The organism is Vibrio sp. A1-b2, assembly GCF_021726015.1.
Taxonomy (GTDB): Bacteria; Pseudomonadota; Gammaproteobacteria; order Enterobacterales; family Vibrionaceae; genus Vibrio; species Vibrio diazotrophicus.
This window is the reverse complement of record NZ_JAKKCI010000015.1, coordinates 17,099-37,701: the sequence shown is the minus strand read 5'-3', so window position 1 is coordinate 37,701 and position 20,603 is coordinate 17,099. Positions and strand designations below refer to the sequence as shown.

The 20,603-nt window shown below is 45.4% G+C and carries 19 protein-coding genes; 7 read left to right on the top strand and 12 right to left on the bottom strand.

Annotated elements, in window-relative coordinates; translation table 11 throughout:
- Positions 1-918: a glycine--tRNA ligase subunit alpha gene (glyQ, locus tag L3V23_RS20125; protein WP_042489583.1), complete on the bottom strand. Its 918-nt coding sequence runs from the start codon at positions 916-918 to the stop codon at positions 1-3.
- 433 nt (positions 919-1,351) lie between these two features.
- On the opposite strand from glyQ, the gene L3V23_RS20120 reads away from it, so the two are divergent.
- The gene (locus L3V23_RS20120) at positions 1,352-1,906 is read left to right on the top strand and encodes a TMEM165/GDT1 family protein (protein WP_042489488.1); all 555 of its coding nucleotides are present in this window, start codon (positions 1,352-1,354) and stop codon (positions 1,904-1,906) included.
- A 138-nt stretch (positions 1,907-2,044) separates the two neighbouring features.
- Positions 2,045-2,305, top strand: a complete 261-nt coding sequence (locus L3V23_RS20115) for a hypothetical protein (RefSeq protein ID WP_042489486.1) — start codon at positions 2,045-2,047, stop codon at positions 2,303-2,305.
- Between the two features lie 76 nt (positions 2,306-2,381).
- Here the strand turns inward: L3V23_RS20115 and tusA are convergent, their stop codons facing one another.
- Positions 2,382-2,645, bottom strand: coding sequence for a sulfurtransferase TusA (gene tusA / locus L3V23_RS20110; protein WP_042489484.1), 264 nt, complete (start codon positions 2,643-2,645; stop codon positions 2,382-2,384).
- Positions 2,646-2,779: 134 nt separating this feature from the next.
- Between tusA and L3V23_RS20105 the strand changes: the two genes are divergently transcribed.
- Both L3V23_RS20105 and L3V23_RS20100 read left to right on the top strand, forming a co-directional pair.
- Positions 2,780-2,965, top strand: coding sequence for a hypothetical protein (locus L3V23_RS20105; protein ID WP_042489480.1), 186 nt, complete (start codon positions 2,780-2,782; stop codon positions 2,963-2,965).
- Positions 2,966-3,091: 126 nt separating this feature from the next.
- On the top strand, positions 3,092-4,033 hold the full coding sequence (locus L3V23_RS20100) for a LysR family transcriptional regulator (protein ID WP_042489476.1): 942 nt from the start codon (positions 3,092-3,094) through the stop codon (positions 4,031-4,033).
- A 37-nt stretch (positions 4,034-4,070) separates the two neighbouring features.
- On the opposite strand, the gene L3V23_RS20095 is transcribed toward L3V23_RS20100, so the two are convergent.
- Entirely contained in the window at positions 4,071-5,051 is a 981-nt protein-coding gene (locus tag L3V23_RS20095) for an MDR family oxidoreductase (RefSeq protein WP_237292823.1), read from the bottom strand.
- A gap of 523 nt (positions 5,052-5,574) precedes the next feature.
- On the opposite strand from L3V23_RS20095, the gene katG reads away from it, so the two are divergent.
- Positions 5,575-7,752, top strand: a complete 2,178-nt coding sequence (gene katG, locus L3V23_RS20090) for a catalase/peroxidase HPI (RefSeq protein WP_237292821.1) — start codon at positions 5,575-5,577, stop codon at positions 7,750-7,752.
- A 123-nt stretch (positions 7,753-7,875) separates the two neighbouring features.
- Here the strand turns inward: katG and ilvA are convergent, their stop codons facing one another.
- The 4 genes from ilvA to ilvG are packed head-to-tail and all read right to left on the bottom strand — an operon-like array spanning position 7,876 to position 13,253.
- Positions 7,876-9,408, bottom strand: coding sequence for a threonine ammonia-lyase, biosynthetic (ilvA, locus tag L3V23_RS20085; protein WP_102964080.1), 1,533 nt, complete (start codon positions 9,406-9,408; stop codon positions 7,876-7,878).
- A 4-nt stretch (positions 9,409-9,412) separates the two neighbouring features.
- Positions 9,413-11,254, bottom strand: a complete 1,842-nt coding sequence (gene ilvD / locus L3V23_RS20080) for a dihydroxy-acid dehydratase (protein ID WP_102964081.1) — start codon at positions 11,252-11,254, stop codon at positions 9,413-9,415.
- 55 nt (positions 11,255-11,309) lie between these two features.
- On the bottom strand, positions 11,310-11,594 hold the full coding sequence (gene ilvM / locus L3V23_RS20075) for an acetolactate synthase 2 small subunit (RefSeq protein WP_042489461.1): 285 nt from the start codon (positions 11,592-11,594) through the stop codon (positions 11,310-11,312).
- Between the two features lie 12 nt (positions 11,595-11,606).
- The gene (gene ilvG, locus L3V23_RS20070; protein ID WP_042489459.1) at positions 11,607-13,253 is read right to left on the bottom strand and encodes an acetolactate synthase 2 catalytic subunit; all 1,647 of its coding nucleotides are present in this window, start codon (positions 13,251-13,253) and stop codon (positions 11,607-11,609) included.
- Positions 13,254-13,882: 629 nt separating this feature from the next.
- Here ilvG and L3V23_RS20065 point away from each other — a divergent pair.
- Both L3V23_RS20065 and L3V23_RS20060 read left to right on the top strand, forming a co-directional pair.
- Complete coding sequence (locus L3V23_RS20065) at positions 13,883-15,409, top strand: YifB family Mg chelatase-like AAA ATPase (RefSeq protein WP_102967072.1); 1,527 nt, start codon at positions 13,883-13,885, stop codon at positions 15,407-15,409.
- 140 nt (positions 15,410-15,549) lie between these two features.
- Entirely contained in the window at positions 15,550-16,428 is an 879-nt protein-coding gene (locus tag L3V23_RS20060; protein WP_102967073.1) for an acyltransferase, read from the top strand.
- A gap of 38 nt (positions 16,429-16,466) precedes the next feature.
- Here L3V23_RS20060 and L3V23_RS20055 read toward each other — a convergent pair whose 3' ends face one another.
- From L3V23_RS20055 to L3V23_RS20035, 5 genes are all read right to left on the bottom strand, one after another.
- Entirely contained in the window at positions 16,467-17,069 is a 603-nt protein-coding gene (locus L3V23_RS20055; protein WP_042489451.1) for a thiol:disulfide interchange protein DsbA/DsbL, read from the bottom strand.
- A gap of 34 nt (positions 17,070-17,103) precedes the next feature.
- The gene (locus L3V23_RS20050) at positions 17,104-18,090 is read right to left on the bottom strand and encodes a serine/threonine protein kinase (protein WP_102964098.1); all 987 of its coding nucleotides are present in this window, start codon (positions 18,088-18,090) and stop codon (positions 17,104-17,106) included.
- Between the two features lie 51 nt (positions 18,091-18,141).
- Positions 18,142-19,566: a cytochrome c oxidase accessory protein CcoG gene (ccoG, locus tag L3V23_RS20045; RefSeq protein ID WP_042489445.1), complete on the bottom strand. Its 1,425-nt coding sequence runs from the start codon at positions 19,564-19,566 to the stop codon at positions 18,142-18,144.
- 266 nt (positions 19,567-19,832) lie between these two features.
- A complete protein-coding gene (locus L3V23_RS20040) occupies positions 19,833-20,102 on the bottom strand; it encodes a DUF1040 family protein (protein WP_102967074.1) in 270 nt (89 codons plus the stop codon).
- Between the two features lie 112 nt (positions 20,103-20,214).
- Positions 20,215-20,382, bottom strand: coding sequence for a hypothetical protein (locus L3V23_RS20035; RefSeq protein WP_102955528.1), 168 nt, complete (start codon positions 20,380-20,382; stop codon positions 20,215-20,217).
- Positions 20,383-20,603: the final 221 nt, after the last annotated feature.

Sequence of the window (20,603 nt, the reverse complement as noted above, 5' to 3'; positions counted from 1 at the left end):
TTATTTGTCCTCACCCTTTTTACACATAGGGAAGCCCAAAGCTTCACGAGATGCGTAGTACGCTTCTGCAACCGATTTAGTTAGGTTACGAATACGTAGGATGTAACGCTGACGCTCTGTTACTGATATTGCTTTACGCGCATCCAGTAGGTTGAACGCGTGGCCAGCTTTCAAAATACGTTCGTAAGCTGGTAGCGGGAGAGGTTTTTCAAGCTCAAGCAGGTGTTTACACTCTTTTTCGCACTGGTCGAAGAAGGTGAATAGGAAATCCACATCTGCGTGTTCGAAGTTGTAAGTTGATTGCTCAACTTCGTTTTGATGGAAAATGTCACCATAGGTTACTTTGCCTAGTGGGCCATCTGTCCATACCAAGTCATACACAGAATCCACGCCCTGAATGTACATCGCCAGACGTTCGATACCGTAAGTGATTTCACCTGTAACAGGTTTACACTCTAGACCACCAACTTGTTGGAAGTAAGTAAACTGAGTTACTTCCATACCGTTTAGCCAAACTTCCCAGCCAAGACCCCATGCACCTAGCGTTGGGTTTTCCCAGTTATCTTCCACGAAACGGATATCGTGTACTTGTGGGTCAACACCTAGCACTTTCAGAGAACCTAAGTACAGTTCTTGAATGTTGTCTGGTGACGGTTTAATGATCACCTGGAACTGGTAATAGTGCTGAAGACGGTTAGGGTTTTCACCGTAACGACCATCAGTTGGACGGCGTGAAGGTTGAACGTACGCTGTAGCGATTGGCTCTGGACCAAGAGCTCGTAAGCACGTCATTGGGTGAGACGTACCAGCGCCCACTTCCATATCTAATGGCTGAACAATGGTACAGCCTTGTTGGGCCCAATAATCCTGCAGCGCGAGGATCATACCCTGAAAGGTTTTGATATCGTATTTTTGCATAGTCAGGTTCGCGCGATTCTTCTGTCTGAATTGATAAAAAATAACGATCAAGTATACCCAGTTATTCCCTGACAAAGTAGTGCCAATATTGCTTAATTATTGGCTTAAACTTTCTTTTAGGAGAGTTTTTGTCGTTTATTAGTCTTTCTTCTTTGATAAGAGAAAGGCTGAAATGGAAGTGTATGGTGAATTTGGGGTTGAGATTAATAACGATGCTGTATAGAATTCGGCCTGTCTTTGGGGAGTAGCTTATCGGGCGCTGTGGCAAACAGTACCGATTCGTTCGTCAACATAATTGGTGCAAAATCACCATGGCGTCCGAGACTCGAAGCCCTTCGAGTTTAGCAAGACCTTAGACAAACACCGCGAACTTGGGTAGGGCGTGGGGTTTGTCTATGGTTTATATAATAATCCCTACCCTAATGAGTAGGTCGTGAGCGTTTTAGCTATTTCAATTACAACTGTCGCCTTAGCCGAAATTGGTGACAAAACCCAATTATTATCTCTTCTGTTAGCCAGCCGTTACCGTAAACCGGTACCAATCATTGCTGCTATTTTCCTTGCAACCGTTGTGAACCACGCATTAGCTGCTTGGTTAGGTGTTGTCGTTGCCGATTATTTATCTCCGGAAATCCTTAAATGGGTCGTGGTGGTCAGTTTCTTAGCCATGGCTGGCTGGGTGTTGATTCCAGATAAATTGGATGATGACGAGGAAATCTCGAATCGCGGACCTTTTATTGCAAGTTTTATCGCGTTCTTTGTCGCTGAAATTGGTGACAAAACTCAGATTGCGACTTCTATTCTTGGTGCTCAGTTCGCAGACGCGTTAACCATGGTGGTGTTGGGTACGACAATTGGTATGCTGCTAGCCAACGTTCCGGTTGTTCTGATTGGCAAATTGTCTGCTGACAAACTTCCTTTAGCTATGATTCGAAAAGTCACCGCACTGCTGTTTTTGGCCTTAGCTGCGGGCACTGCTTTCTTATAAATCTCACATGTCAGTCTGTCATTTTCGGTTGCAAATATTGTTTGAATAACAATCAATAATGCGCGGGCTGACATATTTGTGTCATGCTTGTCATGCTAATGTAATAGGCGATGGTTTTCTAAAAAAGAGGGCTCGTTTATGTTGTCACGATACATGGGGATGAGCGTTAAGAGTCAGGCTTATTTGTTTACGTTTGGCTTTGGTTTAACTTTGCTTGGAATGTCGTTAACTGAAATGTGGCTACCAATGGTTGCTGGTGCAATCATTATGGCGGCTTTAAGCGTCGAGTCTTGGATTCGGGTATCCCACATCATTCCACTGCATAACGAAATTCGAGCGTTACAAAAACAGGTCAACAAACTGCAAGCGGAGTTACGTTCTGTAGAAAATCAAGATTAAGCAAAAGGCTGCCACGACATCCATTCATAAAGATGAATGTGTTGTGGCAGCCTTTGTTTGTTTCCATTCTCGCTTTTTATTCCAAACCTTTCTTAATCAGGTACTGGTAAGGCAGCTCGTCTGTTTTTGATGACAATAACTGGTGGTCCATAAAGCGACAGAAACTTGGGATATCCCGAGTGGTTGACGGGTCATCCGCTTTTACCAGCAGCACTTCACCATCCTGCATAGTACGAATTGTCTTTCTGACCATCATTACAGGCTCAGGGCAGCGTAATCCTTCAGCTTCCAATACTTGATTGACACTGATGTTATCGGTGATTTCTGGATTGATACTCATAGCAAACCTAACGGATGTCACATTTAGGGCGTTGATAATACTGTTGGGGAAAAATTATTCAATAAACTCTTGGCAAATGAAACAATTTGGTTTAATTTAATTAACAAGTTGGTAACAAGTGAGCTGGAGGTTGTATGTTAACAGCGTTAGATAGACTGACCATCTATTCGGTTCTGTGTTTTATCTCTTTCTGCTCATTAGTTATTAGGACACCTGCTGAACCATCACTCATGCCACTACTTGGCGTGATTGCTTCAATCAGTGGTATCTGGCTTGAGATGCACCTGTGGCAAGGCTCATCTGAAGAACAGAAACATTAATTGTCATACTATGCTCTACGATATTCCGACACTATCCCCAGTTTTCTTGGGCTTCCCCGCTGAAAGGCGGGATTTTTTTTATTTATTGGTTACACTCAGAGTATCGTTATAAACCAGAGTGTTATTGTGGAATTAGAAGATGTTTATCGTCGGGATTTAAACTTACTTATTGCTTTACGAGTTCTGGTCGAAGAGTGCAGTGTCAGTCGAGCTGCTGAACGCCTCAATTTAAGCCAGTCAGCAATGAGCCGAGTGTTAGGGCGGCTGCGTAGTTTATTGGCTGATCCGCTTTTTACCCGTCAAGGTCAAAGTCTTATCCCGACAGAAAGGGCTTTAGCGATTAACTTAGCGCTAGGTGAACCTTTAGAATCTCTGCGTCAGGTACTTTCCCCTTTGGATTTCAATCCAACCTCCTGCGATCACACCTTCACGATTGCAACTACTGATTACGCAATGCAAACCATTTTGCCATTCGCTCTGCCTCGAATTTATAAAGAAGCGCCGAATGTCGCTTTTGAATTTTTGCCTCTTCAACATGAGCGATTGATGGATCAGCTCACTTATGATGGTGCTGATCTCGCTATTTGCCGACCTATTCGTTCGATTGAACCTTTGCGACACGAGATACTAGGAAGAGTAGGGGTTCTATGTTTGCTATCCAAACAACATCCGTTGGCGAACAGCACGATGAGTTTGCAAGATTATCTGCAGTATCCTCATGCAATGATAGCAATCAGTGATGGCGTGAAGGCGCTGATCGATCAGGCTCTTGAAGGTTGCCCTCCTCGTCATATGGTGTTGCGGGCTTATCATTTAGAAGCCGCACTAGCCATCATTGATATGATGCCTCTGATTATGACGGTGCCGGCGGATTTAGCTTATCTGGTTGCTGAGCGGTATGACTTGGTTGTTAAACCTTTGCCATTTCAGTTCACACCTTTTGACTACTCAATGATTTGGCATCCAAGATGCGAACATTCGCCAGCTCAGGAGTGGCTTAGAAGTATAGTGAAAGAAGAGTGTGGAAAGTTGATCGCTAAGCGTGTGGAAGATATGGGATTGGAATAAAAAAGATAAGGCTCAATGAGCCTTATCTTTCCATCTTTTACAGCTTAATCACAACACGACCAGTCACTTGGCCATTGGTAATGTCTTCAGCGTATTGTGCTGCTTTCTCAAGCGTAATCTCTGTGCACGCTTGTTCGAAGTAACTTGCTGGTAATAGTTCAGCCAATTTTTCCCATGCAGCAACACGTTTTTCAAACGGGCAGCTTACTGAATCCACACCTTGCAAACGAATGTTACGCAGAATAAAGGGCATTACAGTGGTTGGAAGATCAAAGCCACCAGCAAGCCCACAAGCAGCAACAGCACTGTTGTAATCCATTTGCGCTAACACTTTTGCTAATACCTTGCTACCCACAGTATCAACGGCACCAGCCCAAACTTGCTTCTCTAGTGGGCGTGCAGGTTCTTCAAACTCACTGCGGTCGATAATTTGGCTAGCACCTAACTTTTCAAGTAACGGACCGTTAGTTTCAACTCGGCCAGTAACTGCGGCAACTTTGTAGCCTAGTTGTGCCAGTAGGGTAACCGCAACAGAGCCAACACCACCGCTTGCACCAGTCACCAAAATGGGGCCATGTTCTGGTTTGATTTCTGCGTCGATGAGAGCTTGAACACAAAGCATTGCGGTAAAGCCAGCAGTACCTACCATCATGGCTTGTTTTGCCGAAAAACCTTGAGGAAGAGGTACTAACCAGTCTGCTTTAAGACGAGCTTTTTCTGCCATGCCGCCCCAATGATTCTCACCAACACCCCAACCAGTCAGAACAACAGCGTCACCTTCTTTATAGCGAGAGTCTTCAGAGCTGATGACTTTGCCCGCGAGATCAATACCCGGAACCATAGGGAAATTGCGGATTATTTTTCCTTTACCTGTAATGGCAAGACCGTCTTTGTAGTTCAGAGATGAGTAATCAACAGCAACAAGTACATCACCTTCCGGAAGTTGTGATTCATCAAGCTGTTCAATAGTCGCAATAGTTTGTTTTTCTTCTTGGTTTAGAGTTAAAGCCTGAAACATACAGTTTCTCCACAAAGGTTATCGGGTTATTGAGGACAGTCTAGCGCTGAAAGACTAATGAATTAAATGAAACTTTAGCATTAGATCTATGCATTTTAGTCATAGTCTATGTAAATGTTTTTAAACACAGAGTATAGACCAAGCGTTTTATCCCATGAGACAGCGGCATGTTTTGTTTTTACTTTATGCTGACTAAATTTATTTCCTTTTAAATGGTTTAAATACCATTAACAACTATCCTTTATGTTTGGCGTTAATTTCTTCGTTATTTTAACTTTTTGATTTTTAAGTGTTGGTTTGAAGTTCATGACTGATTTTATTTTTTGAGTTGTTTAATAGATTTCTCTTATTGATTAAATCGGTTTAAAGAATGTGATCATATTTCAGGCTACTCATATACTCATTGTTGAAATAACAAAGAGACATAAAACCTATTTCGAAATAGAGAACAATTAGCGTCTAGATAATAGGTTTTGGGTGTAAGAACGACAGACAGAACTTCGCTTTGAAAGGAGCATGCTCAATGGATAAGAAAGATCACAACTCTGCAGGAAAGTGCCCGGTGATGCATGGTGGCATGACATCAACGGGATCTTCGGTAATGGCTTGGTGGCCGAATGCTCTAAACTTGGACATCCTTCATCAACACGATAAGAAAACCAACCCACTTGGTGAAGACTTTAGTTACCGAGAAGAACTTAAAAAGCTTGATGTAGAAGCTTTGAAAAAAGACCTAACAGCATTAATGACAGATAGCCAAGAATGGTGGCCAGCAGACTGGGGTCACTACGGCGGTTTGATGATTCGTATGGCTTGGCACTCAGCAGGTAGCTACCGTACTGCGGATGGTCGCGGTGGTGCTTCTACCGGTAACCAGCGCTTTGCTCCTCTCAACTCATGGCCAGATAACGCGAACTTAGATAAAGCGCGTCGCCTACTATGGCCAATCAAGAAAAAATACGGCAACAAAATCAGCTGGGCTGACTTGATGATTCTTGCAGGTAATATTGCTTATGAATCAATGGGTCTGAAAACCTTTGGTTTTGCGTTCGGCCGTGAAGATATCTGGCATCCAGAAAAAGACATTTACTGGGGTTCTGAAAAAGAGTGGTTAGCGAAGAGTGGTGGCGAAGGTAGCCGTTACTCCGGTGAACGTGACCTAGAAAACCCTCTAGCAGCCGTAATGATGGGCTTAATTTACGTAAACCCAGAAGGTGTGGACGGAAAACCTGACCCACTAAAAACTGCGGCTGACATGCGTGTGACGTTCGCTCGCATGGCAATGAACGATGAAGAAACCGTAGCGCTAACGGCTGGGGGTCATACTGTGGGTAAAGCTCACGGTAACGGCAAAGCTGAAAACCTAGGTCCAGATCCAGAAGGCGCTGACGTTGAAGAGCAAGGTCTGGGCTGGAACAACCATAAATCTCGCGGTATCGGTCGCGACACAGTGACAAGTGGTATCGAAGGCGCATGGACAACTCATCCAACACAGTGGGACAACGGCTTCTTCAAGATGCTTCTAGAACACGAGTGGAAATTGACTAAGAGCCCAGCAGGTGCATGGCAATATGAGCCAGTAGACATCGCTGAACAAGACAAACCAGTAGACGTTGAAGACCCATCAATCCGTTACAACCCAATGATGACGGATGCCGACATGGCACTTAAAGTTGACCCAGAATACCGTAAGATTTCTGAGCGCTTCCACCAAGATCCAGCGTACTTTAACGAAGTGTTTGCGCGTGCTTGGTTCAAACTGACGCACCGCGATTTAGGTCCGAAAACAAACTATGTTGGTCCAGATGTACCTGCAGAAGATTTGATTTGGCAAGACCCTATCCCAGCAGGCGTTACTGGTTACGATGTTGAAGCGGTTAAAGCCAAAATCGCAGCGACGGGTTTAACTGTATCTGAATTGGTTTCAACGGCATGGGATAGTGCGCGTACCTTCCGTAATTCAGACTTACGCGGTGGTGCAAACGGCGCTCGTATTCGCCTTGCTCCACAAAACGCATGGGAAGGTAACGAACCTGAGCGTCTAGCTCGAGTGCTTGCTGAATTAACTAAGATTGCACAAGAGTTTGGTATCAGCATTGCAGATACGATTGTTCTTGCAGGTAACGTTGGTATCGAGAAAGCGGTTAAAGCAGCCGGTTACGACTTTAAAGTACCATTTGCAGCGGGTCGTGGTGATGCGACAGCAGAACAAACCGATGCCGAATCATTTGATGTACTTGAGCCTGTCGCAGACGGTTTCCGTAACTGGCAGAAGAAACATTACACAGTGACTCCTGAAGAGATGTTGCTAGACCGTGCTCAACTGCTTGGTTTGACAGCGCCAGAGATGACAGTGCTTATCGGTGGTATGCGTGTTCTAGGTACTAACCATGGTGACAGCAAACACGGTGTGTTTACTGACCGCGTTGGTACTTTGACTAACGATTTCTTCGTTAACCTAACCGACATGGCATTTACTTGGAAACCAACGGGTCGTAACTCTTACGACATCTGTGACCGTAAGACTGGCGAAGCTAAGTTCACGGCAACTCGTGCTGACCTAGTGTTTGGTTCAAACTCTGTCTTGCGCTCATACGCGGAAGTGTATGCTCAAGATGACAACCAAGAGAAGTTCGTAAAAGACTTCATCGCCGCTTGGACTAAAGTGATGAATGCAGACCGTTTTGATCTGAACAAGTAAGACTTAGAAATCTAAGTGTCATTAAAGCTCCTGCCATCGGTGGGAGCTTTTCTTTTGCGCCAAAGCCAAAACAAGCAGAAAAAGAAAAGCCATCGACTTTCGATGGCTTTCGTACTGAAGTTGCTATTTAGCTAAGAAGAAACGGTAAGACGGGTTGTCGGTTTCATCTTTACAGCGATAGCCCAGCTCAACAAGATGAGCAGAGAAACGTTCTAAATCAGATTGTTCAAGTTCAAAGCCACAAAGTACGCGACCATAGTCAGCACCGTGGTTACGGTAGTTGAACAGACTGATGTTCCAGTGAGTACCGAGGGTGCTTAAGAACTTAAGCAGTGCGCCCGGATATTCTGGGAATTCGAAGCTGTATAAACGCTCTTTCAATGGCTTAGATGGCTTACCACCAATCATATAGCGGGTGTGCAGTTTCGCCATTTCATCGTCAGAGAGATCCTGAACTGGATAACCAGAGTTATGCAATTCTTTGATGATGGATTGCAGCTCTTCCTGACCACCTACCAGACGAACACCGACAAAGATGTTTGCTAGTTCGTCATCGCTATAACGGTAGTTGAACTCTGTCACTGCACGGTTGCCAATGATTTGGCAGAACTTAAAGAACGCACCTTTCTGCTCTGGAATGGTGACCGCAAGTAAGCCTTCGCGTTTTTCACCCAATTCACAGCGCTCAGAAACATAACGCAGACCGTGGAAGTTGGTGTTCGCACCCGATAGCACGGTTGCCAGCTTTTTATCTTTCAGTTGGTTTTTCTCAGCGAATTTTTTCAATCCCGCCAGAGCTAAAGCTCCTGAAGGCTCGGCAATCGCGCGAGTATCTTCAAAGATGTCTTTTACTGCAGCGCAGATTTCATCACTCGATACCGTGATATGACCGTCCAGATATTGCTGACATAAGCGGAAGGTTTCATCACCGATGCGTTTTACTGCCACGCCGTCGGCAAACATGCTGACTTGGTCAAGCACCACAGGTTCACCAGCATCCAGCGCTGCTTTTAAACAGGCTGAATCTTCAGGTTCTACCGCAATGACTTTGATTTCCGGCATCAACTGTTTAACCAGTACCGCGACACCCGCCGCTAAACCGCCGCCGCCAACTGGGACAAAAATGTAATCGAGATGGCCGTTTTGTTGCAGCATCTCCATACCGATAGTGCCTTGACCTGCGATGACCAGTGGGTGGTCAAAAGGTGGCACAAAGGTATAACCGTTTTCTACCGACAGACGCTCAGCTTCTGCTTTCGCTTCGTCAAAATTGCTGCCGTGAAGAATGACGTTGCCGCCAAAACCGCGAACTGCTTCAACTTTGATATCCGGTGTGGTGCGAGGCATAACTATGGTGGTTTTAATACCTAGCTTGGTCCCTGACAACGCCATACCTTGAGCATGGTTGCCCGCAGAGGCTGCAATAACACCGGCTGCTTTCTGCTCTTCGGTCAGGTTCGCCACCATGTTGTAAGCACCACGTAATTTAAACGAGTGCACTGGCTGGCGGTCTTCTCGCTTGATCTGCACTTGGTTACCGATACGAGCAGACAGACGAGGCATATCTTGAAGTGGCGTGACATTTGCCACCTCATAGACAGGAGCGCGGAGGACTTGGCGCAGATAATCTGCGCCAGTTTGTTGGGTTAAGGTCATAAAGCTAGCCCTCTAGCTTAGATTTATCTCGCACCGCACCTTTGTCAGCACTGGTTGCCATGCTGGCATAAGCTTTTAGTGCAAAAGAAACTTCACGTTGACGATCAACCGGCTTCCAACCGAGTTTATCTTGTTCAGCGCGGCGCTCAGCAAGCTCCTGCTCTGATACTTGTAGAGAAATAGTACGGTTTGGAATATCGATAGAGATAGTGTCGCCCGCTTTCACTAGACCAATCGTGCCACCATTCGCTGCTTCAGGAGAAACGTGACCAATCGATAGACCAGAAGTACCGCCAGAGAAGCGGCCATCGGTTAATAGCGCACACTCTTTACCTAGACCCATAGATTTTAGGTAAGTGGTTGGGTACAGCATCTCTTGCATGCCCGGACCACCTTTAGGGCCTTCGTAACGGATAACGACCACATCGCCAGATTTCACTTTGCCACCAAGAATGCCTTCAACCGCATCTTCTTGGCTTTCAAATACCACTGCTGGGCCTTCGAACTTGAGGATACTTTCATCCACACCTGCAGTTTTAACGATACAGCCGTCCAACGCGATGTTACCGCTAAGTACAGCTAGGCCACCGTCTTGGCTGAAAGCGTATTGTTTCTCACGGATACAACCTTCTTTACGGTCAACGTCCAGCGTGTCCCAACGGCAGTCTTGCGAGAAGGCTTTAGTGGTACGGATACCCGCAGGGCCTGCGCGGAAAAAGTCTTTTACCGCGTCCGAATTGGTTTGCATCACATCGTATTGGCTAAGCTGCTCTTCCATCGTTAAACCTAGCACCGTGTTGGTTTTACTATGTAGCAAGCCTGCACGGTTTAGTTCGCCCAAAATACCCATTACGCCACCAGCGCGGTGAACGTCTTCCATGTGGTATTTCTGAGTTGATGGCGCCACTTTACACAGATGCGGAATTAAGCGAGACATGCGGTCGATATCGGTCATATCGAAATCCACTTCGCCTTCTTGAGCCGCAGCAAGCAAGTGAAGAACCGTGTTAGTTGAACCTCCCATTGCGATATCTAACGCCATTGCGTTTTCGAACGCATCTTTGTTCGCGATATTGCGTGGCAGAGCGGTTACATCATCTTGCTCGTAGTAACGCTTTGTCAGTTCAACGATACGACGGCCTGCATTGAGGAACAGCTCTTTACGGTCAGCATGTGTTGCCAGCATAGAACCGTTACCCGGTTGAGAAAGACCGAGAGCTTCTGTCAGACAGTTCATTGAGTTTGCGGTGAACATACCTGAACAAGAACCACATGTTGGACATGCAGAACGTTCTATTTGCTCACTTTGCGCGTCAGAGACTTTAGGGTCAGCACCTTGCATCATGGCATCAACAAGGTCTAGCTTGATGATCTGGTCAGAAAGCTTGGTTTTACCCGCTTCCATTGGACCACCAGAAACAAAGATCACTGGAATGTTCAGGCGCATTGACGCCATTAGCATCCCCGGAGTGATTTTGTCACAGTTGGATATACACACCATAGCGTCTGCACAGTGTGCATTCACCATGTACTCTACTGAGTCTGCAATCAGCTCACGAGAAGGCAGTGAGTAAAGCATGCCGCCGTGACCCATTGCGATACCATCGTCAACCGCGATGGTATTGAATTCTTTGGCGATGCCGCCTGCCGCTTCAATTTCAGCAGCAACTAGCTGACCTAAATCTTTAAGGTGAACGTGACCCGGAACGAACTGAGTGAACGAGTTCACGACTGCGATAATCGGTTTACCGAAATCTTCTTCTTTGACGCCAGTGGCACGCCATAGTGCGCGTGCTCCAGCCATATTGCGTCCATGTGTTGTGGTGGCCGAACGGTATTTAGGCATGTTGTGTTTCCTTACCTTATTTCTTTATAAATTAGTGGCTTTAAGAACTAATGCTTTAAGCGCAAATTTGTTGTTGTAAATTGTTATTTGGCAGCTCGTCGTTTCTGATGTTGGTCACATCAACAGTGCGAACATCCCATAATTTTTCAATCTGGTTGGTCAAAGTTGTGATTGGTCTGTCGCTGTCGACAATAATCTCTACACTTGCAACCTTGCTTTCATGGTTTTGAGTTGCCGCTACTTGTCTAATGATAAAACCGCGGTGGCGAATAACACGCAGAACACGCTCAAGTAGTACTGGTTTATCGTCTGCTTTGATGTCTAACAGATATCTTTGCATGGTGAGCCTCTCTTAAGTGTTCTCTAGCATGTCATTGTTGGATGCGCCCGGTGGTACCAGCGGCCATACGTTTTCTTCTTCATCAATTAAGACATGAAGCAGATAAGCGGTTTTGCTTTCAAGCATTTCTTTTAATGCGGGTTCAACTTCTTCTTTCTTAGTGATGGTTTTGCCCGGAATATCGAAGGCTTTTGCCAGCATGACGAAATCTGGGTTGTCATCTAGGATAGTTTCACTGTGGCGACCATCGAAGAATAGTGATTGCCACTGACGAACCATACCCAAGCGTTGGTTGTTCAACAGAACCATCTTCACCGGAATTTTACGGCGTTTCAGAGTGCCAAGTTCTTGGACGTTCATCATGAACGAACCGTCTCCAGAAACCAGAATCGATTGGTCTTCTGGACGAGCGACAGCTGCACCCATCGCCGCAGGTAAACCAAAGCCCATCGTGCCTAGACCCGCTGACGAGATGAAGTTTTGTGGCATACGAGGTTGGATATGCTGTGCAGCCCACATCTGGTGTTGGCCTACGTCGGTAGAAACAATTGAGCTATCCGGCATCATGTCAGACAGTTGCTTCAATAGCAGTGGGGCATAAATAAGATCACCCGGATGGTCATAGCGCCATTTAAAGCCACTACGTAAGCTTTCACTGTGGTGAACCCAAGGAGCAATGTCGTGGCTCAGTTCTAGCTGAGGCAAGATACTGTTGATGTCACCACGCAGCGCAGCATTTGCTTTACGCAGTTTGTTGAATTCCGCTGCATCAATATCAATGTGAATGACTTTCGCGTGCGGCGCAAAAGTATCCAGCTTGCCGGTCACACGGTCATCAAAACGAGCACCGACAACGATCAACAAATCGCTTTCCTGAACGACTAGGTTAGCGGCTTTGGTACCGTGCATACCCAACATACCAAGGTAATGTGGGTCGTGGCGCTCGATGGTTCCCAAACCTTTCAGTGTGCTCACTGAAGGCATTGGGTTCAAACGTAAGAAGTTGCGCACGCAGTCGGTAGCATGAGCCAGTTGAACCCCACCGCCGACATACAAAACAGGACGTTTGCTTTCTGTCATCAGCTGTTGAGCTTTGACTAACTGCTGAGGGTCAACTTGAGGAATCGCTGGTGGGGTAAAACTCGGTAGCGAAGTCACAGGTGCTTGACCAAGTTGCACATCTTTAGCGATATCAACGATAACCGGACCTGGACGGCCAGTTTTAGCAACTTCAAATGCTTCTGCAAGTGTTGGAGCAAGCTCATTAATATCGGTAACGAGGTAGCTGTGCTTGGTACAAGAGAGAGACATACCTATCACATCCATCTCTTGGAAAGCGTCAGTACCAATGTGAGAGCTGGCGACCTGACCTGTGATAGCAACGAGTGGAACGGAATCTAGAAAGGCATCGGCAAGGCCGGTTACAAGGTTAGTGGCTCCAGGGCCTGATGTTGCCATACATACTGCTACGTCTTGAGTTGCTCTGGCCATACCGATGGCAGCCATTGCAGCACCTTGTTCGTGGCGACACAGTATGTGTTCTACTCCGCCATCATACAAAGCATCATAGATGGGCATGATTGCGCCACCCGGATAACCAAAAACGGTCTTGATACCCTGCTGTTTTAAAGCGGCTACGACTAGTTGCGCTCCCGTCATCGTATGCCTCCGTTATTGCGATTTGAATCGCTGTGATTGTTTGTTGTGTTGTGTTTGCACGTCATGTGCGCTCCCATTCTTCCTGACATATCCGACTAGGTATTAATCAGTATGTGCTTTTTATTTATCCCCTTCCTACTTGAATCTGCAGCGGTGTTGTCTTCGTTCGTTCACCCCAATCACATAGTTATCTATGCTCATGGGGATTCACTCACTTGCCGCCTACCTGCAACTTCAAGTAGTTTGGGTATAGTCTTATTGTTTTTGTTTCAGCACAAAGGCTGTAAAAAAGCCCCCGGACTTTTCAGTGCGGGGGCTTTTTGAATCTTGGCAATTATTTTACGCCTGCAAGTCCCCGCGCGGTCTTAATAATGACCACGATAATCAGGGTAATCAGAGAGTTAAAGCGGGCGTTTAAATTCATTATTTGCTCTAAAAAATCGTTTTAATAGTATGCGCAATTGTTTGCGTCTCTAGTGGTAACACACATCTCCGTTACATGACAAGCAAAAACTCATTCTTTTTTCACATTCTCGTTTTGAACTGCCACGATATATAACAATTGCCACTAGCCGATTGGAGACTCGATTGGCTGCTGAGTGATTGTTAATCAAAGAATAAGGGAAAAAATGGGACTCGCGATTATTCATAGCCGGGCAAGTGTGGGTGTGGAAGCACCTTCAGTGACAGTGGAAGTTCATATTAGTAACGGCATGCCGGGGTTCACTCTGGTGGGGTTACCTGAAACCACCGTAAAGGAATCAAGAGACAGAGTACGCAGTGCCATTATCAATTCTCAGTTTGTGTTTCCTGCCAAAAAAATCACGGTCAACTTAGCTCCGGCTGATCTTCCCAAGGAGGGTGGCAGATTTGATTTGCCTATTGCATTAGGCATCTTGGCTGCATCGAACCAAATTTCTCAAACCAGTTTGAATAAACACGAATTTATCGGTGAACTTGCGCTGTCTGGTGAACTTCGTCGTGTGAAAGGTGTGCTACCAGCGGCGTTAGCGGCGTCTAAAAAGAGTCGTTGTTTGGTTGTTCCGCATTGGAATGGCGATCAGGCTGCTCTCGTAGACAGAAAGCTACATAAATCGGCGCAAACTTTACTGGAAGTGTGTGCAGACCTTTGTGGACAGAAAACACTGAGCTTGTTTGAGAGTTCAAATATCGCACCAAGCGTACGCACTCAAAGAGACTTGCAAGATATTATCGGTCAACAACAGGGCAAGCGAGCTTTAGAAATTGCAGCGGCGGGTAACCATAATCTGCTGTTTTTGGGGCCACCCGGAACAGGCAAAACCATGCTGGCTTCGCGCTTATGTGATTTATTGCCGCCAATGAGCGACGTTGAGGCGATGGAAACCGCCTCTGTCGCTTCTCTCACTCAGCAAGAGATTAATATTCACAACTGGAAGCAAAGGCCGTTTCGTTCGCCTCATCACTCCAGCTCGATGGCGGCGTTAGTGGGCGGAGGTTCTATTCCTCGTCCGGGAGAAATTTCTCTCGCTCACAATGGATTGCTGTTTCTCGACGAGATGCCCGAGTTCGAACGAAAAGTCTTAGACTCACTACGTGAACCTTTGGAATCTGGCGAAATCATTATTTCTCGCGTGCAAGGTAAGACGCGTTTCCCCGCTCGTTTTCAGCTGGTGGGTGCATTAAACCCAAGTCCGACTGGGTATCACGAGGGGGAACAAGCTCGAGTCAATCCTCAGGTGATTTTGCGTTATTTGAGTCGCCTGTCAGGCCCATTGCTCGACAGGTTTGATATGTCGATAGAGATCCCCTCTTTACCGAAAGGCACACTGTCTAATGGTGGTGACAGAGGAGAGCCTACGGCGCTTGTCAAAGAGCGAGTGCTGCAAGCGCGGGAAAAAATGTTAGAGCGAAGCGGAAAAGTGAATGCCTTGCTGCAGAGCCGAGAGATAGAGCAAGTTTGCCCTTTAACTAAGCCGGATGCGGAATTTCTAGAAAATGCTCTGCACCGTTTGGGGTTATCCGTTCGGGCGTATCATCGCATCATCAAAGTCGCGCGTACGATTGCTGATTTACAGGGCGAGATACAGATAAATCGTTCTCACCTAGCGGAAGCATTGGGTTACCGAGCGATGGATAGGCTACTCAAACAACTTACTTCACAGTCGATTGGTTAATAGAAACGGATGCTTAGTTGACGTTTACTGATAAGCACTGGCTATGAGTACTCTGACCATTGCTGAACGATATTTTAAAAAAAGAACAAACTTGTATAATTGGGCGCTTATTTTTTGTTCATTGAATTGAAGGCTCTGCGTTGTCTTATTTTCTGCTCATTATTAATGCATTACTGGTTATCGTTAATACGGCGATAAGCTCTCTGATCATCTGTGCAATTGCTGTCATTAAAGTGCTGTTGCCAACTCCAAAACTGAAAGCGCGAGCCACTCAGATGGCAGATAAAGCGATGTGGATGTGGGCGACGGTGAATACTAGATTGCTTGCTGTTTCAAATCCTGTGCAGTGGGATATTGAAGGGGGTGAAGACTTAAAGAAAGATGGCTGGTACTTGCTTATCAGCAATCATTTGAGCTGGACGGATATTGTTGTGCTGTGCTCGGTATTTAAGGATCGTATACCTATGCCGAAGTTTTTCTTAAAGCATCAGCTCCTGTATGTGCCTTTTGTTGGAATGGGTTGTTGGGCGCTTGATATGCCTTTTATGCGTCGTTATTCCCGTGAATATTTGCTTCGTCATCCGGAAAAACGTGGTCAGGATTTGCAAACGACTCGCCGCTCATGCGAGAAGTTTAAGTTCCATCCGACCACAGTGGTTAACTATGTTGAAGGTACTCGTTTTGATACCCACAAGCAGCAAGCGGTACGTTCTTCTTATCAGCACCTTCTGCCGCCGAAATCCGGTGGTATGGCTTATACCTTAGCGGCGATGGGTGAGCAGTTTGAAAACATTATAGATGTCACTCTGGCGTATCCAGACAATTTAGAAAAACCATTCCGAGACATGTTGATGGGGCGTATGAAAAGAGTTGTCGTGCGTGTTCGAGTATTGCCTGTTGATGAGAATGTCTCTGGCGATTATTTCAATGACAAGCCATATAAACGTCAGTTTCAGCAGTGGCTGGGGGATGTGTGGCAAGACAAAGATAAGATGTTGGAAGAGATTTATAAATCTTAATCAAAAACAAAAGGAAGCTTGAGCTCCCTTTCTTGTGTTTATTTCTTATTGACTAAGAAGTTCACCAACTCGAAGTATTCATCCAATGTTTTGATGCCTTGAGCCTGAACCAAGTAGTGGTTGTTCACTATTACGGAAGGTACACCGCTTAGGCCACTTTCTTGGAACTGTTTGTCAAAACGACGAACCATAGAATCTACCGCAAAGCCGTTAAATGCAGCGTCGAACTTGCCGCCATCAATACCTTCATCAGTAAAGATCTGACGAAGCTCTTGATCGTCTTTTGGTGGCTTACGCAAGTTGTGAATACGATTGAACATGACAGGTATCATTTTATCTTCAACGCCTAGTGCAATCATAGTTGCGTAAGCTTTGCTCATTGATTTACCCATGTTACCGCCCATGAAAGATACGTGATTCTTTTGCAGTTTCACGCCTTCTGGCAGTTTGTCTTTTAGTTGGGCAATGATCGGCTCAAACGAATTACAGTGCGGGCAGTAAAAAGAGAAATACTCTACTACGTTAGGTTTTGAAGAAGGGGTTAGGTCGAGCTCTTTGTAGTGCACTCCTTCCTGAAAGTCTGTTGCGTAAGCCGAAAGGCTGAACATCAGGGTTGCAACCAGTGCAAACAATTTTTTCATTACGGACTCCATTTTTCCTTTTAAAGGCAATAAATTACCATTGTGGCATCAGTGAGAGCGCAGGCTCGTCTAATGCTGAGATTTGTTCTTTGAATGACAGCACTTGGCTTTCCCAATATTTAGGATCGTTAAACCAAGGAAAGGCGATTGGGAATGCTGGGTCATCCCAACGTTTTGCCAACCAAGCCATGTAGTGCACCATTCGTAGACCACGAAGTGGCTCAATTAGTTTCAATTCCGAGACGTTAAAATCGCAAAACTCTTGGTAGCCTTCAAGCAAAATATCCAGTTGAACGAGCTTATCTTGTCTTTCACCGTTGAGTAGCATCCACAGATCTTGCACGGCAGGGCCATTACGAGCGTCATCGAGATCGACGAACATAGGGCCGTCACGCCATAAAATATTACCGGGATGGCAGTCGCCATGGAGGCGAATGTTTGCATGTTTACTTGACCATTGCTGCTCGATTTTCTTGATCAGATAGTCTAGGTCATTAAAGAATACATTCTCTAAATGCATTGGAATGCACTGAGAGTTTTGTAGCAGCTCTCGAGGCTGATATAGGTATTCTTCCAAGCTCAAAGTTGGTCTATGTTGGAAAGTTTTCTCAGAACCGATTTTATGAATTCGGCCTAAAAAGCGACCCACCCACTCCAATTGCTCTTCGTTATCGACTTCAAATTGACGACCACCGACACTATTGAACAGTGCAAAGTCATAGCCTTGATAGTGATGAAGGCTAGCGCCGTTGATGACCAGTGGTGGGACTAGAGGGATCTCCGCTTCTGCCAATTCGAGTGCAAATTCATGTTCTTCGCGAATTTGGTCGGCTGTCCAGCGTTCTGGTCGATAGAACTTTACGACGAAGCGTCGTTTGTCTTCATCCACAAACTGATACACACGGTTTTCATAGCTATTAAGAGCAAGAAAGCCGGATTCTGCACGAATACCGATGCTCTCTAGTGCGTACCACATGAGATCGGGAGTTAATGCGTCAAAGTGAAACGTTGCTTGAGTCATTGATTAAAAAGGGCTCATTACTGAGCCCTTTTCCTTTGATAATGATGAAGTCTATAGCTTCTTAATAAAGCGGCTTTCAACTTCTATCGTGAATTGGTTGGTATCGTCGCTGAGTATAAACTGAATTGTCGCAACAGGAGAACTTAAGCTATCCGGTTTGACTCCTAAACTCATTGGTAGGTTGACCACTTCGCCCGGTTTCACCTGTACTGTTTGTTTACCATACCAAGTCACATCAGTGAGCCCTGAGACATCAAGTTGATAATCTTGGGTCTGTTGTGTTTTGTTGATGACTTTTAGCGTGTAGGTATTTTCTACTTCACCTGCGCTGTTGGTTCTAAATAACTGGTTACGATCGCGAATCACGCTTAGACCAGCAGGGTCGACCGCGGCAATTTGAGCGACAAACAGCCCGCACATAACCAGTAACACTGCTCCATAGCCAATCAGCTTTGGACGCATAACTTTGGTGTGTTTACCGGATAGACGATGCTCAGTGGTGTAGCTAATCAAACCTTTCTCATAGCCCATACGTTCCATCGTAGTATCACAAGCATCGATACAGGCACCACAGTTGATACACTCATACTGCAAGCCGTCACGAATATCGATACCAGTAGGGCACACCTGAACACACAAGTCGCAGTCAATACAGTCACCCAAACCTAGTGCTTTAGGATCGGCTTTGCGTGAACGAGGTCCACGTTGTTCACCGCGATCGGTGTTGTAGCCAACAATGAAGGTGTCTTTATCAAACATGGCAGATTGGAAACGAGCGTAAGGACACATGTGAATGCACATGATTGAACGCATCCAACCCGCATTACCATAAGTACAGATGGCAAAGAACAGAACCCAGAACACCGGCCAGAAAGTTGCATTTATAGTGAAAAAGTCGATAACTAGGTCGCGAATAGGCACGAAATAGCCAACAAAAGTGAAACCGGTGATTAACGCAATCGCAAACCAAGCAATATGCTTGAGCGTTTTACGCATCGCAAGTTTAGCCGTCATTTTGCCTTCATCTTGCTTACGACGTTTATTGGCGCTGCCTTCGAGCTTTTCTTCAAACCATATGTACATAAAGGTCCATACGGTTTGTGGGCAGAGGTAGCCACACCATACTCGTCCTAAGAATGTGGTCAGGAAGAACAGTCCGAATGCGGCAATCATAAACAGGAGTGCAAGCAAGGTTAAATCTTGCGGATAAAGTGTGGTGCCGAAAAAGTTGAACTGTTGGTTACCCATATCCAATAGGATAGCTTGGCGATCGCCGTAAGAGATCCAAGGTACCAATCCAAAAAGTAATAATAAGAACCAGCCACCATAGCGACGCAGTTTCTGGTAAGTGCCTTTACTTTCTCGAACGTATATCCCTTTGCTCGGGTTGAATCTGTCTCCTTCCTGACCTTTGTGGGTTTTGGGATTAAAGACTTTGGGAGTCACATCTTTAATGTCTATTTTGTCCTGACTCATGGAATATTCCTTTGGGCTTTTTGGTGCCGTTTCAAAATGACGGCACTCTCTGACATTGCTTTCCCCTTCCGCACTCAGTGAGAAGGATGAGTATTGTTTTAATAAGTGGGCGATTATAACGCCATCAACATTTTTATTTCTTTAAGGCAATCAATCTTTAACAACAAAATGTGTATTTCTGCTCAGTTATCAACACAAACTCGTTGCTAAAAAAACGGTGATAACAAAAAAGAGCGACATGAAAGTCGCTCCGTTCGATGAGTTTCTTAATCTTTGATGACACCACGAGCACGAAGCAGTGCGGTTTTAAAATCATCTTCGTAATCTTTTTTCAATCCGGGAATGACTTCATCTTTAGCGCTGTTACGCATTTTAAGGTGATAAATGAGAACATCGTCAGTGAGTTCTTCCAACTGACCTTTGTAACCCGCTTCGCCTGCTAATTTCATGATGAATTGTAGTAAGTTGCATTCAGAATCTTTTTGCCATTCAGGCTCAAGTAACTCCAGCAATTCTTCAATACGGTGACACTTCATAGCTTTCTCCACATTCTTTTAATGGTTTTAAGCTAAAGGTATCAAATGTAGGAAAAAGTAGAAAAGAAAAAAGCGCATATTGCTATTTATAAGCAATCTGCGCTTTTCTTTATTAAGCAGCCTGTTCGACTTTTGTCTCTGGCGATGCAGTAAGTGCATTGGTTTCAACAAGAGTTTTTGCAGGTGCGAGCTTTTTCGCAACCGGCGCAGCAACGAAGCCACTACGACGACGCATTGCACTACGGTTTGTGTGCGAAAACCTGACAGTTGTTGGGCGCATTCATTTACCTAACAGTCAGGCATATCCATTGCCGATGTAATGGACCTAGGCAACTATGAGCTGCTCTTCTGGCACCGAGGTGTTTGAAGGATGGCTCCTTCTGGCAATCGCCAATCCACTTAAATTGTCTAGGAATAACGATATAAATAATATCGAAGTTAGATTAGCACCAAGTTTTCAATTGGTCGATAGTTAACCAGTCAATATGTTAAAAAAAAATG